The sequence below is a fragment of the Acidaminobacter sp. genome, assembly GCF_030247605.1.
GTDB lineage: Bacteria > Bacillota > Clostridia > Peptostreptococcales > Acidaminobacteraceae > Acidaminobacter.
On sequence record NZ_JAOTSB010000038.1, the window covers coordinates 1 to 16,603 of the forward strand.

The window sequence follows — 16,603 nt, forward strand, 5'->3', positions numbered from 1 at the left end:
GTCAGCTCGTAACAGAGCTCGTGGGTATAGAAACGTAAAAACGTTTACCACCATGATTTACTTGTTAGGAGGCCGACTAAATCTGGAAATCAAAAGTGGCCTTACCCACTCGATTTAGCGAGGCGCCAATCATTATAACTCGAATCTAAAATAACTTGCGCTGAATAGTCCAAAAGTCTTAAACCGGAAAGTCGGGTCACATATTCATGCGGATACATTGGAATCGTTTCTGGTGTTCCATCTGCTTTTAGACGTCGGCGAAGCACTTTACCGGATGCCGTTCCAACTATGCTTGGACTCGCAGGTACTTCGACAATCATCACATTGCGCGGAGCCTCAATCATCTCCACTCTAACGGATTGAGGGGGAACCGTATGATTAGCGATAAGTGCAGCCAGTCCTGATAGATTTTTACGACTTTGGTTTAAACCCGAAACCGTACCATCATCTTCGATTCCAATATAAAGTTTTCCGCCTTGGGTATTGGCAAAACCAACAATAGTTTCAACAATTTCAGTATCAGATATTTTATTGCGGTCGCTTTTAAACTCGACAATAAGTGATTCAGTTTTTGGCAGCATGGTCCTCACCTCTTATAGCATTATTATAACACTATTATAACACATCGTGCTATCCTGTTTTTCATTCTATAGCACCACGTGTTATAATCGTGCTATAAATGTGTTATCAATCCGTGGTATCGTTAAATATATGTGTAAAAATCAACGACCATCGGCAGAGTCCTGAAGCTTTAAAAAGCTCAAGGACTTAGCCGATAGTCGTTTTTTCTTTCCGCTGGAAAAGGGTTGAAGAACCTGAGGTCAATAGGTGCAAGGGGCCTCAGACACCCACTTCACCCTCTTCCACACCTTATCAATTTTCCACAGCCACAGTGCCTGCCGGCGCCACCAGACGCTTATACACAAACGCGAACGCCGCAATGGTCAGCAGCATTTCCGGCAGCATGTAGGAGGCGTTGTAGATCAGCGAGTAGATCAGAGGATTCTGGCCCTCCGGCGCATAGGAAGCAAAGACGACGACGCCTGAAATGACGCTGGACACATAGCGCAGAAAGACGCCCAGGAGGATGCCAAAGGTCGCGTTCACCAGCTTCTTCCCAAACAGGCCTGCCAGTCCCAGGAATCCAAAGCCCAGAACGTAGTCAAACAGGATAGAGACTGGGTGGAAAGACCATTTTGGTCCCAGGATGAACTGAAGGATTCCATACACTATGGCCACAAAGAGGCCGGGGCCGGCACCATAGCGAACCGCGTAGATCAGGATGGGCAGCATGCTGACGGCTGTGATGGATCCGCCGCTGGGCATCTGAAAGATGACGACCAGGCTGAGGACATAGGCGAGGGCCAGCATGACGCCGCCTTCGACCAGCATTTTGACAGTGAGTTTGTTTTTCATGGATGAGTCTCCTCTCGGTTTTTATGTCAAAGCGAGAAAAAGATCCTGTACAGGGTGTGTACAGGATCTTCAGAAGACTCTAAACACACTTCCCTACGCCGGCACTACCCGGATCAGGTTCGAAGGGTCACGGCTTATAGCCATTCTCAGCATTTGCTCCCCTAGTGTACGGATTCAATTTTCTCATGACTTCGTTGTATGACTGCGCTCAATTAAAAGGAGCGCTGAATTTTGGTTCAGCCTACATCATGCCCGGCATGCCGCCGCCCATTGCAGGGCCAGCATCCTTGGAAGGAATGTCGACAACCGCTGCTTCGGTGGTGAGGAACATGGCGGAAATGGACGCTGCGTTTTGAACTGCGGAGCGCGTGACTTTCGTAGGGTCAACGATACCCGCCTGGAGCATGTTGACGTACTCGCCGGTGAGGGCGTTGAAGCCGACGCCTTTGTCAGCGTTCTTGACGTGCTCAACGATGACGGAGCCTTCTTGGCCAGCATTGATGGCGATTTGGCGAACCGGCTCTTCGAGAGCGCGGGCGATGATCTTAGCGCCCGTCTTCTGGTCGCCTTCGAGGCTTTCGATCAGCTTGTAGATTTCAGGAAGCACGCCAATCAACGCTGTGCCGCCGCCTGGGACAATACCTTCTTCAACCGCTGCGCGAGTCGCGTTGAGAGCGTCCTCGAGGCGGAGCTTCTTCTCTTTCATTTCGACTTCCGTTGCAGCGCCAACCTGGATGACCGCTACGCCGCCGGCGAGTTTAGCCAGGCGCTCTTGAAGCTTTTCTTTGTCGAAGTCGGAAGTGGTTTCTTCGATTTGGACGCGGATCTGGCGGATGCGGTCCTGGATGTTGCCGTGGTCGCCTTCGCCATCGATGATGGTCGTGTTGTCCTTGCTGACTTTGACAGACTTGGCACGGCCAAGGAGGGAGACGTCAGCGGTCTTGAGCTCGTAGCCAAGCTCCTCGGAAATGACTGTGCCGCCTGTGACAGCAGCAATGTCAGCGAGCATTGCTTTTCTTCTGTCGCCAAAGCCAGGGGCTTTGACCGCCACGCACTCGAAGGTGCCGCGGAGCTTGTTGACGACCAGCGTGGAGAGGGCTTCGCCTTCGACGTCTTCAGCGATGATCAGGAGCTTTCTGCCCTGCTGAACGATTTGCTCGAGGATTGGGAGCACTTCCTGGATATTGGAGATCTTCTTGTCCGTGATCAGGATGTACGGGTTTTCGAGGACCGCTTCCATTTTGTCCGGATCAGTGATCATGTATGCGGAGATGTAGCCGCGGTCGAACTGCATGCCTTCGACGACTTCGAGCTGGGTGCTCATGGTCTTGGACTCTTCAACCGTGATGACGCCGTCTTTGCCGACCTTTTCCATGGCTTCCGCAATGAGATCGCCAATAGTTTCGTCGCCTGCAGAGATCGACGCGACGTCTGCAATGTCGTTTTGGGTTTCAATATTGACGCTCATGTCCTTGAGGCCTTCTACGGCAAGTTTGACTGCTTTCTCAATGCCCTGCTTGAGGATCATTGGGTTCGCGCCAGCCGCGACGTTCTTCACGCCTTCGCGGATGATCGCTTGAGCGAGGAGGGTTGCGGTGGTAGTACCGTCGCCAGCGACGTCGTTGGTCTTAGTCGCGACTTCTTTGACGAGCTGTGCGCCCATGTTCTCGTAGGCATCTTCAAGCTCGATTTCTCTGGCAATGGTAACGCCGTCATTGGTGATCAGCGGCGCGCCAAATTTCTTGTCGAGGATGACGTTGCGGCCTTTAGGGCCGAGGGTGACTTTGACCGTATCTGCAAGCTTGTTGACGCCGGTTTCGAGCTTGCGTCTCACTTCTTCTGAATACATGATTTCTTTAGCCATGTAGGGTTAACCTCCTGTAGTGAATGTTGGATTTGAATTATTTATGCACTGAGGTGCCTTTTTGCTTTGTCTGTGACATATAGACAGGTAGACGTTTAATGGAAGTCTAAACTATTCAACGATTCCCAAAAGCTTGGACTGCTCAATAATGGTGAACTCTTCGTTGTCGATCTTGACTTCTGTGCCGGCATACTTAGGGAAAATGACCTTGTCGCCCACTTTGACTTCCATGACGATTTCTTTGCCATCAATCATGCCGCCTGGTCCGACTGCGACAACTTCCGCGTACTGAGGCTTCTCTTGAGCCTGACCCGGGAGAACGATCCCGCTTTTTGTTTTTTCTTCGGCTTCGAGCTTGCGGATGACCACGCGCTCGCCTAAAGGTCTGATGTTCATGTTGAATCCTCCTGTTCATATAATTGAGATGAAAAACTCCCGGCACTTCCTGCTTGAGGAGAGCGCAGAGAGCCATAAACCTAACGCTCTGGAACTATCATAATATAATTTCTGATAATTATCAATAGTTTTTTGGCACTCGTATAACACGAGTGCTAATAATTGTGTGGAAGTTGTCATTGGGTCCGGTACAGAGTGCAACTTGGGGTCAGGTACCGAGTCGCATTCTGTACCGGACCCCCACACATTCCCTACTTATGCACCCGCATCGAATTCAAAATGGCCAGGAGGGCGACGCCGACATCGGCAAATACTGCTTGCCACATGGATGCGAGGCCCAGAGTGCCCAACCCCAGCACCAGCGCCTTGATCCCAAGGGCCAGGGCAATGTTCTGGCGCACCACGGCATTCGTCTTCTTGCTGATCTGAATGGCCTCGGCCACCTTGTCCAGGTCGTCATTCATAATGACAATATCCGCGGCTTCAATGGAGAGATCCGCTCCGAGGCCGCCCATGGCAATGCCTACATCGGCAATCGCCAGGGCTGGTGCGTCGTTGAGGCCGTCGCCCACGAAGACGACCTTGCGGCCGCGACCCCGGGCATCCTCAATGGCCTTGACCTTACCGTCCGGCAGCAGCTCGCTGAGAACCAGGTCCAGCCCAGCCTCTGCGCCAATGGCCTCCGCGATTTCTTTGCGGTCGCCGGTCAGCATGACAACCTGTCCCACGCCTTCCCGACGCATTGCCGCTATGGCTGCCGCAGAGGTCGCTTTAATCTGGTCGCTGACGTCAATGGCTCCAAGCCATGCGCCGTCGACCACCACGTGCACCCGGGTCAGCTGACCGCCGCTGACGCCGGGCGTAATGCCCAGCTCCTCCAGCAGTCTGGCGCTGCCTACGTGCCATAGACGACCATCGTAGGTTGCCCGGACGCCGCGGCCCGCCAGTTCCTCGTAATCCTCGATCATCCCAAAGACAATCCCGCGGGCTTTGGCCTCTTCAGTGATCGCTTTGGCAATGGGGTGATTGGAAAGATGCTCCAGCGCCGCTGCCCCTTCCAGGAGTGCCGCCTCGCGGGTGTGGCCGTGGATCTGTGCCACTTTGAACTTGCCCTCGGTGATAGTGCCCGTCTTGTCCAGAAAGACCGTGTCCGCGCCCACCAGAGCCTCCAGGTAGTTGCCGCCCTTGATGAGAATCCCTCTCGAAGACGCCCGGCCAATCCCGCCAAAGAAGCCCAGCGGAACCGAAATCACCAACGCGCACGGACAGGAGACTACCAGGAAGATCGACGCCCGGTACAGCCACGTCGTCCAGCTGTCCCCGGTGACCAGCGGCGGCACAATCGCTATGAGGGCGGCGACCAGGACAACCGCTGGTGTATAAACCTTGGCGAAGCGCGTGATGAACCGCTCTGTGCTGGCCTTTTTATCCGCGGCCGACTCGATCAGCTCAAGAATTCTGCCAATAGTCGAAGACTCATAATCCGCGCTCGTCCGAATCCTGAGCACGCCGGTCTTGTTGATGCTGCCGCCGAAGACCGTCGACCCCGGTGCGACTTCTAAAGGAAGGGATTCGCCGGTGATGGCGGAGGTGTCCAGGACGGCCATGCCACTTTCAACTATGCCGTCCAGCGGGATGCGCTCGCCGGGCTTGACCAGGATGAGGCTGCCGCTTTTGACGAATTCGGTGTCGATATCGCGGATTTCTTCAGGGGCGGCTTGTGTCTGAAGCTGCTGCTGCGGCTGCGGTGAGGTGGTTTGAGCCGTGACCATGGTTGAAAACGCCTTGCTGAGAGGCTGAGCCAAAAGCGCAGCCGATGAGCCCTCTTCCCCCGCCTGGGCCTCCACGATCCAGTGGGTCTTTTCGACCTTGATGTCCATGAGGGAGGCAATGGATTTGCGGGATTTGTTGACCGCGTAGTCCTCGAACAACTCCCCAACCCGGTAAAACAGCATGACGGCCACGGCCTCCGGATATTCGCCAATGACCCAGGCGCTGACGGTGGCTATAGACATGAGGAATTTTTCCTCAAACCAGTTGCCCTGCCTGAGGTTGTTGAAAGCGCCGAGGAGGACACCGCGGCCCACCAGCAGGTAAGCGACCACGTAGATGCCAATTCTTACCGGGTCCGGCAGGAGCCCCAGGGCACTGCCCAGCATGGCGCCAAAGTATAAACCTGCTCCTATGATGAGCTCAGTTTTATCGCGTTTTTCCGTTTCTTGGCCGTGGGAATGGCCGTGTTCGTGGTCCTGGTCATGGTTATGGTGCTGGACTTGAGCCAGGTCCCTGACCCCAACATGGGGCTCATAGCGGTGGACAACTTCGGTGATTTTATCTGCCAAAAGCTCTGGTACCGGCGCTGAAACACCTTCAACTGTCTTCACGATCAGCTTTTTCGTTGCGAATCGCAGGGTGGCAATTTCCACCTCCGGCAGGGCGTTGACTGCCGTCTCAATCTTGGCCGCGCAGCTGGCGCAGTTGAGTCCGGTAAGCTCGTACTGAAATTTTTGGGACTTACTGTCTATGGCGGTTTGGGTTGCGTTCATGGGATCCTCTCCTGTCAGTACGCTTACCTTTATGGGCAGCGCGGGGTGTTCTTTGATTTATTATCTTTGCGGCACTATTCGTGGCTCAGGTGAACGAGGCCGGCGTTCATGATGGCGGCGACGTGCTCGTCGTCCAGCCTGTAATAGATTACCTTGCCGTCCCGTCGGTTTCTCACCAGCCGTGCCTGCTTCAGAATGCGGAGCTGATGGCTGATGGACGATTGGGTCATGTTGAGAACGTGGGCGATGTCGCACACGCAGAGCTCAGAATGAGCCAGTGCGCTCAGAATCCTGATCCGTGTTGAGTCTCCCAGCACTTTGAAAAAGTCCGCCAGGTCAATCAGGTGTTCCTCGGGATGCTGATCCGCTTTAACTTTTTCCACCACGTCTTCGTGGATGATGGCGCAGTCGCATTTATACTCATTTTGTACCTCGAGATTCATAATTTGGTCTCCTTTTCGATTGAACATATGTATATCTGTTCATGTGTTCAATTAAATTATATGCCTATGAGGCGGCTCCGTCAAGATGAAAAACCAATAAGGTTAAGCGAGTGTCCGTCCCCGAGTTGCGGTGGGCGTCTGACACCAAGTTACAGTGAGTGTCTGACACTGAGTTGCAATGAGTGTCTGACACTGAGTTGCAATGAGTGTCTGACACCGAGTTGCAGTGAGTGTCTGACACCGAACTCAAGTGAGTGTCTGACACCGAACTCAAGTGAGTGTCTGACACCAAACTTAATCCGGTGCCAGAGCTTGAGTGCTGACGCCTTCCAAAAAAAGGCCGGAGCCCCGCACTATCAGGGGCTCCGGCTTCCATTTCAACCAACACCTATCTCAACCATCTTCCATTCCAACTATCTTCCACTACACCTCTCCAGCCTCATAAACAACCCGACCGCCAACCAGGGTCATGGCGACTTTCGCCTCAAGCAATTCCCTGCCTGTCAGCTCGAAAAGATTACGATCCAGGACGACCAGATCCGCGAGCTTTCCAACCTCTAACGTCCCGAGACTTGCCTCATCAAAGGACACATAGGCGGCATCGGAAGTGAAGAGCCGGACAGCTTCCATCACGCTAAGCTTCTCCTCCGGCAGCCACCCGCCATCAGGCTCCCCCGAAAAATCGCAGCGCTCAACAGCGGCGTAAATATTTTCAACAACACTGAAGCTCTCCACCGGCGCGTCGGAGCTGCCCGCCGTCCGGATCCCCATGTCACGCATGGTCTTCCAGGCGTAGACCTTGTCCATGCGTTCGCGGCCAATCCTCGCCTCCACGATCCCCATGTCCGATGGTACAAACACCGGCTGAATGTAGGCAAGGAGCCCCGCCTGCCGCATTTTTTCCAGCAGCACCTGGGTCGTCAGCTGGGCGTGTATGATGCCGTGCCTCAGGGGGTTGAGGTGACCATCGGCTGAGCCACGGGCTTTCACCAGCTCCTCAAGCAACGTCACCGTCAAGTCAATCGCCCCATCCCCAATCGCGTGCACGGCGACCTGCATGCCGCGGCTCTCCGCCAAGACCATAAACGCCCTCAGCTCCTCCTTTTCAAAGCTTTGTATGCCCGTGGTCCCGGGATCGTCACTATAAGGCGCAGACAACAGCGCAGTCCGGGCCCCCAAGGAACCATCCGAAAACAGTTTGAGAGGCCCAATGCGGAAAAACGCACTGCCCACGCCCGTCGTATAACCCGCCTCCAAGAAGCCCTCAAATTCCTCCAGGGTATTGAACAGACACTGCTCACAAACCCGAACCGTCAAAGCCTGCGCCCGATCCATAGCCTCCATGGCGCCGACCACCTGGCGCCACTCGCCATCCGGCATCCCCATGAAATCTGTGGAGTGAATAGACGTAATCCCCTCCCGGTTCAGATCCGCCTGGCCCATGGTCATCAGCTGGATCACAGCCTCTTCCGTCAGCGGTTCCAGCAGCAGCTTGTGGAGGAAAGCCGCACTTTCCTGCAGCACCCCCGTCTCAGCGTCAATGTAAGCGGAGACTTTTTTCGCCTCTTCCATCTGCAGAATTCGCTCCATAGCCACGCTGTTGGCAACGGCAATGTGGCCGCAGACTCTGGTGTAGACCACCGGAAGCTCGGTCGACACCAAATCCAGATCGGCTCTCGTAACGAATCGCTGTTCTCCCGCAAAGAGATTCTGGTTCCAGCCCCAGCCCAGCAGCCAGCCCCGGTAAGGTCCCTTCTCCCGGGCAAATACCTGCCCCCGCGCAACGACCTCCTCGGGCGAAGCGCAGTCAAAAAACGACGCGGTAATCTTGGAAACCGCATATTCCAAGATGTGCAGGTGGGTATCCATAAACCCCGGAAGCACCAGCTTTCCCTGTAGGTCATGGCCCGCCAGCGCCTCAAGCTCCAAAGCTTCCAGACTGCTGCCCAAAAAGGCAATTTTTCCGTCTTTGAGGCCTATAGCTTCATAAATTGTTTCATTATCATCCATAGTTTGAATCACACCGTTGAAAAAGATCTTGTCAAACATTGCGAAACACTCCTTCTGAAATGTTTTGAGTCCATCAATTTTTAACATGCAATTTCAGCGCCAACATCGCGCCCATACCAGGCAGCCTTCGCGCAAAAGGCTGGCGCGCCCTTCCAAAGCGGGTTTCACGTCCCTGGCGTCAGTTTTCCCAAGACCGTTATAAGTAGGATTCCCCTTACTTCACGGTAAAAATAGTTTAACATTTTTACGACCATCGGCAAAACCTATCACTTTCCCCAAAAAACAAAAAAAGAAAGCTGATACCTATAGTCACCAACCTTCTTTCCTATCCCAAACACCAACCGCCACTTACGACGGCTGGCATTCCTTCAAAACCTAAAGCACCCCAATCATACCCGCGACCCAGTTGTAAAACGGCACCAGGGCCACCGGCAAAAACACCGCCGGGAGCATATTGCCCACCTTGAGATCCGCGTCCACCAGCATTTTGAAGCCCAGCGCCATAATCAGCATCCCACCGGCCGACGTCATAGCCCCAATGACCTCCGGGCTAAGCAAATCCTTCACGGATCCCGCCGTCAGCGCGATCAGTCCCTGATACACCAGCACGCTGATGCTGGAAAACGCCACGCCTATGCCCAGGGTCGCCGCGAAAATGACCGACACAATGCCGTCAATGACCGACTTGGCGTACAGCGTCTGGTGATTGTTGCTGAGGCCGCCCTCAAGGGCCCCCATGATGGCCATGGAGCCCACGCAGAATAGCAGCGTCGCCGTGACAAAGCCTTTCGTAAACCCGCCGGTCCCTTTGATAAACCTGCGCTCCACCGCGTGGGTCATGTTCTCCAGCCTTTGCTCAATGTTGATGCCCTCGCCAATAGCCGTGCCCAGCGCCAGGCTCAGCAGCACCACCAAAATGTTCGACTCCGTTAATGCACTTGATACCCCAATGATAATGACGCCCAGTGACAGCGTCTTAATGATAGCTTGCCCGAACTTCTCCGGCATCCTCTTCCCGATCAGAAGGCCGAGAATCCCTCCAATCAATACTGCAACCGCATTTGCAATTGTACCTGACAAAATCATACTGCTTACGCCTCCATTTCTGAATTTCTGCCCCAATGAAACAATAATTGTTGTGCATACCCAGCTTGGTCTCCAAAAAGATCCTCCGCGAAGGCTTTTATGTCTTTAGCGCTGGCCTCATGGCTGAAATACAGCCGCCGCATCATCTTCATAACCCAGGTGTCCACTGGAAAAGACGCCCTCCGCCCATAACCGAACAGCATGATGCAGGACGCGACTTTGTCACCGACTCCCGGCAGCGTCAGCAAGGCTTTCTTCAGCTGGTCGTCATCAAGCCCCCGCCAAGCCTCCAGATCCGCTTCCCCGCTGGCGACCTTCTGCGCCGTGGCCAGCAAATATTGGTCTCTATAACCCGCTCCAGCCTGCCGATAGTCATCCAACCCCAGCCCAGCCAGCACTTCAGGCTTTGGGAAGGCCTTCATGGTGGAATGCGGAACGCTTTCCCCAAACCGTTCAGAAAGCACCTCGATGCTGCATTTTATTCTGGGGATATTGTTGTTGCCCGAGAGGATGAAGGTCACGAGCATTTCCCACGGGTCCTGCCTGAGGATGCGGATCCCGCGGCCAAATTGAGCCGCTTTTGCCATGGCGGCGCTTGGATCCCGTCTCAGCAAGGTCTCTTCGATGGCCGAGTAATCCGTGTCCAGATCGAAATAACTTTTCCAGAAGCTCTCGAAGTCCTCAGGCGCAGTCTCTAAAACCACTATCCCCGCCGATTGTCTCAGCCTCAAATACCGTCCCGATGCTGCACCCTCATAGGCAGCTTCAGTGTCTTCTGGGAGGCCGCTGTCAAGCTTTCGCCACCGGAATGCCTGACCGCATTCAAAGGTTTTGACCAGATCGAAATAGGCACTCGGCAGTCTTATGATCCCAGAGGTTTTTGCATCTTCATTGACGAATTCTAAGGCTGCCATCCGTTCCACCTCACACATCTTAAGAAATTGTAACGTTTTCAGGGAGAATTTGCAAATTGTTTTGTGCGAAAAATGGAAGGAAAATGGTGCGGGGCACCATTTTCGCGGTTTGAAGAGAAACTCGGTGTCTGACACCGAGTTTCTCAAGTGGCTAAAAGTCGTTTATCCCAGAGCTCCGCTGCGCTTCGCTCTGGGACACGGGCTGCGCCCTATACAAACAAAATCAGTCCCACAGTTCAGAGAGCAAGCTCTCTTCAATGTGGTTCCTCTTTTGTTTGTGCACTTCTGTTAGCCTTCGCGGCCTCCTCGTTTAAGACTAGCCAGCCGGCGTTGCCGGCTGGTTTCGCGCCCCCTGGGGCGCGAAAAAAGCAGGGCGCCTCAGCGCCCTGCTTTCTAATCCGTCACACTTAACTCTACAAACTCAAACTTATTCACATCAAACAAACCTACATCTGTCAGCTTAATCTCCGGGATCACCGGCAGCGCCAGAAACGCCAGAGTCATCACCGGATCGTAGACACGCTTGACACCCAGGCTGTAACCCACTTCCAAGAGTGCTTTGAGCCGATCATCCACCAGCTCAATAGGCTCGTCGGACATCAAGCCGCCAATAGGCAGCGGCATGGAGGCCACGACCTCGCCTCCCTTGACCATGGCGATCCCTCCGCCAATGCGCTGAATTTCCTCAATAGCTGCCAGCAGGTTCTCATTGGTGTCCCCAATCACAATTAAATTGTGGCTGTCGTGGGCTATAGTCGTGGCAATGGCGCCATTCTTGAGGCCAAAGCCCTCCACCAGGCCCTTGCCAATATTGCCTGTGGCGTGGTGGCGCTCGATAACCAGGAGCTTCAAAATGTCTAGACGCTCGTCATACTTGAAGAAACCATCCTCAGTCACGACCTTACGGACTGCGCTCTCCGTCACCAGAGAATGCGGCAGCAGCCGGATAACCCGGGCAAAGTCAGAGGACATGGCGATTCGAAGATCATCGGCAGCAACCGGTTTAAAGTTGACCGTATTCACAACTGCCTCCGAGGCAATTTCCGTCACCTCGAACAGCGCTTTCCCATGCTCCGCGACCAGACGTCCGCCTTTGAACACCATTTCAATATTGAAGGCTTTAAGATCGTCAAAGACGATCAGGTCCGCCTGGTAACCCGGCGCTACAGCGCCCCGGTCATAGAGCCTGTAAGCCTCCGCCGCATTCAAAGACGCCATTTTAATGGCGGTAATCGGCGCCAGGCCTCGGGAGATCGCCAGCCTGACGTTGTTGTCAATATGGCCTTCCACCAGGATGTCCCCCGGGTGGCGGTCATCCGTGCAGAAGAAAATGCGCCGTACATTGTCCTTGTTGACCCCGGCCACCAACTCCGCCAGGTTCCGGGCCGCAGAGCCCTCCCGGATTTGGATATACATACCCAGGCGAAGGCGGTCGATCATCTCCTCCACCGTGGTACATTCGTGCTCGGTTCTTACCCCACCCGCCACATAGGCGTTGAGCCCCTTGTCCTTTATGACAGGGCCGTGGCCGTCGATGAGCTTTCCATCGGCAACAGCAAGCTTATCAATGGCTTCGGGCGAAGCGCTCTCCACGGCAGGATAGTCCATCATCTCCCCCAGTCCGAGGACACGGGGATGGTTGATCAGCGTTTCCAGGTCCGCCGCCAGGAGCTTCGCCCCGGCATTTTCAAAGGACGTGGAAGGCACACAGGACGGCAGCATGACATAGACATCCAGCGGCAAAACCTCGCTGTTGTCCAGTATATACTGGATCCCCCCAAGCCCGCAGACGTTGGCAATTTCATGGGGATCCGCAATAATCGTGGTGGTGCCCCGGGGCAGAATCGTCTTCGCGAACTGCGCCGGTGTCACCATGGAGGACTCAATGTGAACGTGGCCGTCGATCAGCCCCGGCGCCACATAGCGGCCCTCCAGGTCAATCTCCTCCAGCCCTTCATACTGGCCAATGCCGGCGATCTCGCCGCCGACAATAGCCACATCCCCTTCCAGAATTTCCTCGGTAAAAACGCTGACAATTCTGGCATTCTTCAGGACAAGATCCGCTTTGACACGGCCGCTGGCCACGTCTATGCGATTTTTGATCTTCGCTTTCAAAGCCGTTCGGTCAATCGCAAGGCCAGGACTAGCCATTGGCGTCAGCTCCCTCCGCTACAGCAGCTTTCGCTTTTGCCTCACGGTCCGCCACTATGGCTTTCAGCACTACGTCTGGCGTTGCAGGCAATTCGAAAATCCGGATCCCTATGGCATCGTAGATAGCATTGAGGATCGCAGGCGCCACCGGCACCATGGTCGGCTCGCCTATGCCCTTTGCCCCGTATGGCGCCGTATTTTCCGGATCCTCCACAATGTACTTGTGAATCGTCGGAATGTCCATAGCCGTTGGGATAATATATTTCGCAAACTTGTTGTTCTTGATGACGCCGTCCTTGACCCCAAGGTCCTCGTACAGTGCATACCCAAGACCCATGACAAAGCCGCCGTCAATCTGGCCTTCTACCAGATCCGGGTTGATGGCACGGCCCACGTCCTGGACGCACCAGGCCTGCAGCACCTGCACCCGGCCGGTCTCGGTATCCACCTCAACCTCTGTGCCGTAAGCGTTGAAGGTGTACGGCCAGTAAGGCACCCCTTCGCCCGTCTCCGGGTTCATGCCAATAGTCTGTGCCGTAAACGAATCCGTCACCGCCAGCACCCGGCCCTCAGACTTCAGATGGGATGCGAGTTCCGCAAACGTCGTCTTTCGGCTTGGGAAGATTGGAAGCCAAATCTTTTGATCCGCCATTTCAAGACCCGCAGTGGAGTTGAGCTTCAAATACAGCCGCGCTTCTTCCAGCAACGCTTTTTTGAAGGACTCTGAGGCCTTCAGCACCGCATTGCCTGTATTATAGGTCTGACGGCTGGCCGCCGCCGTTCCGGAATCCAGAAATTCTCTGGTATCTTCGCAGATCATATGGACCTGGTCGGAATGGATTCCAAGTACCTCGGCACAGACCTGAGGCATGATGGTCTTCGAGCCCTGTCCTACCTCAGTGGCACCGACACGAAGCAAAATCTCCCCATTTTCAGCGAGTTCAACAGTCGCCACGGAATAATCCGGGAAACCATTGCCATAACCCGTGCCATACCAGCTGAGTGCTATACCTCTTCCGCGCTTAAGCATGTTCCGTCACCGACCTTTCTTGAACCGCTGCAGAATCGGATCCCGGCACTGCTTTGGTCCCTGAAGATGCCGCATCAAGGCCCGCAGCTTCACTGCCGCCATTCATAGCCTGGTTCAAAATCTCAAGACAAGTCTCCAGGGGCACAGACTCCGTCAGAACCTGACCGTTCGCCGTGACTGAGCCTTTTCTGAAGAGGTTCTTCATACGAATCTCATAAGGCGTCATGCCCAGGGCTTCCGCCAAAATGTCCATATGCTGCTCATAGGCTACCGGTACCTGAGTCGCTCCAAAGCCCCGCATAGCGCCGGCATAAGGATTGTTGGTATAAACTGAGTAGCTGTCAACAAAGACGTTTTCAATTTCATAAGGTCCGGTAATGTGAACGCCTGCTTTTCGCATGACGTTGATCGCCCAGGACGCGTATGCTCCGGTATCCCCGTGAAGCTCAGCTTCCAGGGCCAGCAGCTTCCCGTCCTCAGCCGCGCCAACTTTAAGGCGCATGAAGACCGGGTGCCGCTTGGAGTGCGCGTAGAAGGACTCCTCCCGAGCCATAGTCGTCTTGACCGGACGGCCAAGGGCAATCGTCGCCAGCGCCAGGTGAATCTGCATGCTGATATCCTCCCGGCCGCCAAAGGCGCCGCCGACTACAGGATTCAGAATGACCACCTGCTCCAGCTCCCAGCCTATGGCCTCCGCCACTTCGATCTGGTCAAAGTGCGGATACTGGGTGGACGCCACCACAATGACTTTGTCTTCTTCCATATAGGCCAGTCCGCTCTCAGGCTGTAAAAAGACATGATCGACAAAAGGCGAAACGTACTCCCGCTCAATGACCACGGCTGAGTCCGCAAAACCCTTTGTCACATCCCCGCGTCTGCATTTATAGTGATAAATCAGGTTGTCTTTGCCGTCATGAACCTGAGGTGCGCCCTCTTTCATAGCTTCCTTTGGGTCGAAGACCGCCGGAAGTGCTTCATACGACACTTTGACCAAAGCGCAGGCGTCATCCGCCTGAGCCTGAGTCTCCGCCACCACAAACGCAATGGGATCACCGACACGGCGAACCTTACGGGCGCAAAGTACCTCATGATCCTTGAACAGAACCCCATGAACATTATGCCCAGTGACATCCGCAGCGGTAAAGATCCGGATGACACCCGGTGCTTTTTCAGCTTCCGTCAGATCCAGCGTAAAATACCCGTGAGGAATCTCAGACCGGACTGTCGCTCCATAGACGCAGTTTTCCATTTCAATATCCTGAGGATACAGCGCCGTTCCCGTCAGCTTCGCCCGGGCGTCTTTGCGCTGAATTCTCTGGCCTACAGATTTCAGTGTGCTCATTTCTGCTCACCTCGCTCCTGCATGACCTCGGAAGCGGTTTTGATGGCTTTCACCATCTTATCATAACCCGTGCAGCGGCAGAGATTCCCGCTGATGGCCTCTTTGATTTCGTTGTCATCCGGCGCAACGTTCTTGTCCAGCAGGGCTTTAGCCGAAAGCACCATACCCGGAATGCAGTAGCCGCATTGAACCGCGCCGTTATCGAGAAACGCCTGTTGAACGGGATCAAGACCATCGGCAGTCTCAAGCCCTTCAATCGTGACGATCTTTTTCCCTTCGCATTGTGCCGCGAGCACCAGACAAGAATCCACCGCATTGCCGTCCAAAATGACAGTGCAAGCGCCGCATTCGCCTTCCCCGCAGCCTTCCTTCGTCCCCGTCAGCCCCAGCGGACCTCGGATGACGTCTAAAAGCCTCATGTGATCCTCAATTTCAAGCCTGTGGTCTTTTCCATTCACATTCAAATTCAGCGTAATCATGATGCTACCCCCCTGTTGCTTATACAGACGCGCGAAGCGCTTTTCTCAGCGCGGCGCCAAAGACGCCACGCACTGCCTCACGTTTAAACGGCATAGTGCCCCTTCCGTTAAGTCGTTTGGCCACGACTTCGGAGAACAGGTCGCAGGCAGCCTCAATAGTGGCTTCATCCAGCGTCCTGCCTTCCAGGAAGGCTTCCAGTTCAGGTTCCCGCATGCCCGTCAGACCTATGGATCCGGACGCGACACACGCTTTATCAATGACACAGCCTTCACCCAGTTCAAGCGCTGCGGCAGCACTGAGTCTCGAAATCGCCAGCGCATTGCGCAGTCCCAGTTTTTCAAATTGCACATTGATCTGCGTTGCCCCCGGGCGCGGTATGACGATCTGGGTGATGATTTCCGACGCGCTGAGGTCCGCCTGACCTTTGCCTTTGAAGAAGTCCTTAAGTGCCACCGTTCTGCAGCCCTCAGGTGATACAATTTCCAGAACTGCTTCCATGGCCAGCAGCGGCGGTACCGCGTCAGCAGCCGGCGAAGCGTTGGCAATATTGCCGCCTACGGTTCCCAGATTTCGAATCTGAGGCGCACCCACAGATCTCGACGCTTCCCAAAGGCCCGGCATCTGCGTTCTGACTTGGTCAGAGGCCACTAATTCACTGTACTTGGCGCAGGCTCCAATAGCAATGTAGTCCGCTTCAAAGCGGATGCCACGGCACTCCGGCACGTCCGAAATATCGATGATGACCGGCTTCTTGTTGTGCTTCTCCCTGATCTTGACCAGCAGATCTGTGCCGCCGGCAATCAGCTCTGCCCTGCCCTCATTAGCCCTCAGCGCTTCCAGCGCTTCCTTCAGAGAATAGGCCTTGATGACTTTTTCCACTTTCATTCGCTATGACACCTCTTTCTTTTAGAAAAGAAAATGCCCC

General features: G+C 54.6%; 14 protein-coding genes and 1 riboswitch. All 14 genes read right to left on the bottom strand.

Annotated elements, in window-relative coordinates; translation table 11 throughout:
- Positions 1–101: 101 nt before the first annotated feature.
- A complete protein-coding gene (locus OEL90_RS13470; protein WP_300689375.1) occupies positions 102–581 on the bottom strand; it encodes a helix-turn-helix domain-containing protein in 480 nt (159 codons plus the stop codon).
- Between the two features lie 292 nt (positions 582–873).
- The gene (thiT, locus tag OEL90_RS13475) at positions 874–1,416 is read right to left on the bottom strand and encodes an energy-coupled thiamine transporter ThiT (protein WP_291402687.1); all 543 of its coding nucleotides are present in this window, start codon (positions 1,414–1,416) and stop codon (positions 874–876) included.
- A gap of 73 nt (positions 1,417–1,489) precedes the next feature.
- Positions 1,490–1,589: riboswitch (TPP riboswitch) on the bottom strand.
- A gap of 68 nt (positions 1,590–1,657) precedes the next feature.
- Positions 1,658–3,280: a chaperonin GroEL gene (groL, locus tag OEL90_RS13480; RefSeq protein ID WP_291402689.1), complete on the bottom strand. Its 1,623-nt coding sequence runs from the start codon at positions 3,278–3,280 to the stop codon at positions 1,658–1,660.
- Between the two features lie 111 nt (positions 3,281–3,391).
- On the bottom strand, positions 3,392–3,676 hold the full coding sequence (locus tag OEL90_RS13485) for a co-chaperone GroES (protein WP_291402691.1): 285 nt from the start codon (positions 3,674–3,676) through the stop codon (positions 3,392–3,394).
- A gap of 251 nt (positions 3,677–3,927) precedes the next feature.
- Positions 3,928–6,222, bottom strand: a complete 2,295-nt coding sequence (locus OEL90_RS13490; RefSeq protein ID WP_300689378.1) for a heavy metal translocating P-type ATPase — start codon at positions 6,220–6,222, stop codon at positions 3,928–3,930.
- A gap of 74 nt (positions 6,223–6,296) precedes the next feature.
- The gene (locus tag OEL90_RS13495) at positions 6,297–6,665 is read right to left on the bottom strand and encodes an ArsR/SmtB family transcription factor (protein ID WP_291402695.1); all 369 of its coding nucleotides are present in this window, start codon (positions 6,663–6,665) and stop codon (positions 6,297–6,299) included.
- Positions 6,666–7,088: 423 nt separating this feature from the next.
- Positions 7,089–8,714, bottom strand: coding sequence for an amidohydrolase (locus OEL90_RS13500; protein ID WP_300689383.1), 1,626 nt, complete (start codon positions 8,712–8,714; stop codon positions 7,089–7,091).
- 336 nt (positions 8,715–9,050) lie between these two features.
- The gene (locus OEL90_RS13505; RefSeq protein WP_291402699.1) at positions 9,051–9,761 is read right to left on the bottom strand and encodes a DUF554 domain-containing protein; all 711 of its coding nucleotides are present in this window, start codon (positions 9,759–9,761) and stop codon (positions 9,051–9,053) included.
- Between the two features lie 5 nt (positions 9,762–9,766).
- Positions 9,767–10,675, bottom strand: coding sequence for a DNA-3-methyladenine glycosylase family protein (locus OEL90_RS13510; protein ID WP_300689386.1), 909 nt, complete (start codon positions 10,673–10,675; stop codon positions 9,767–9,769).
- A 393-nt stretch (positions 10,676–11,068) separates the two neighbouring features.
- Complete coding sequence (ade, locus tag OEL90_RS13515; RefSeq protein ID WP_291402703.1) at positions 11,069–12,826, bottom strand: adenine deaminase; 1,758 nt, start codon at positions 12,824–12,826, stop codon at positions 11,069–11,071.
- The gene (locus OEL90_RS13520) at positions 12,819–13,856 is read right to left on the bottom strand and encodes a xanthine dehydrogenase family protein molybdopterin-binding subunit (protein ID WP_300689390.1); all 1,038 of its coding nucleotides are present in this window, start codon (positions 13,854–13,856) and stop codon (positions 12,819–12,821) included. Before OEL90_RS13520 ends, ade begins: the two co-directional genes overlap by 8 nt.
- Complete coding sequence (locus tag OEL90_RS13525; RefSeq protein WP_300689393.1) at positions 13,849–15,198, bottom strand: xanthine dehydrogenase family protein molybdopterin-binding subunit; 1,350 nt, start codon at positions 15,196–15,198, stop codon at positions 13,849–13,851. Before OEL90_RS13525 ends, OEL90_RS13520 begins: the two co-directional genes overlap by 8 nt.
- A complete protein-coding gene (locus tag OEL90_RS13530) occupies positions 15,195–15,677 on the bottom strand; it encodes a (2Fe-2S)-binding protein (RefSeq protein WP_291402710.1) in 483 nt (160 codons plus the stop codon). The genes OEL90_RS13525 and OEL90_RS13530 overlap by 4 nt, the downstream gene beginning before the upstream one ends.
- 19 nt (positions 15,678–15,696) lie before the next feature.
- Positions 15,697–16,563 carry an FAD binding domain-containing protein gene (locus OEL90_RS13535; RefSeq protein WP_291402711.1) on the bottom strand — a complete coding sequence of 289 codons (867 nt, stop codon included), beginning with the start codon at positions 16,561–16,563 and terminating at the stop codon, positions 15,697–15,699.
- Between the last annotated feature and the right edge of the window lie 40 nt (positions 16,564–16,603).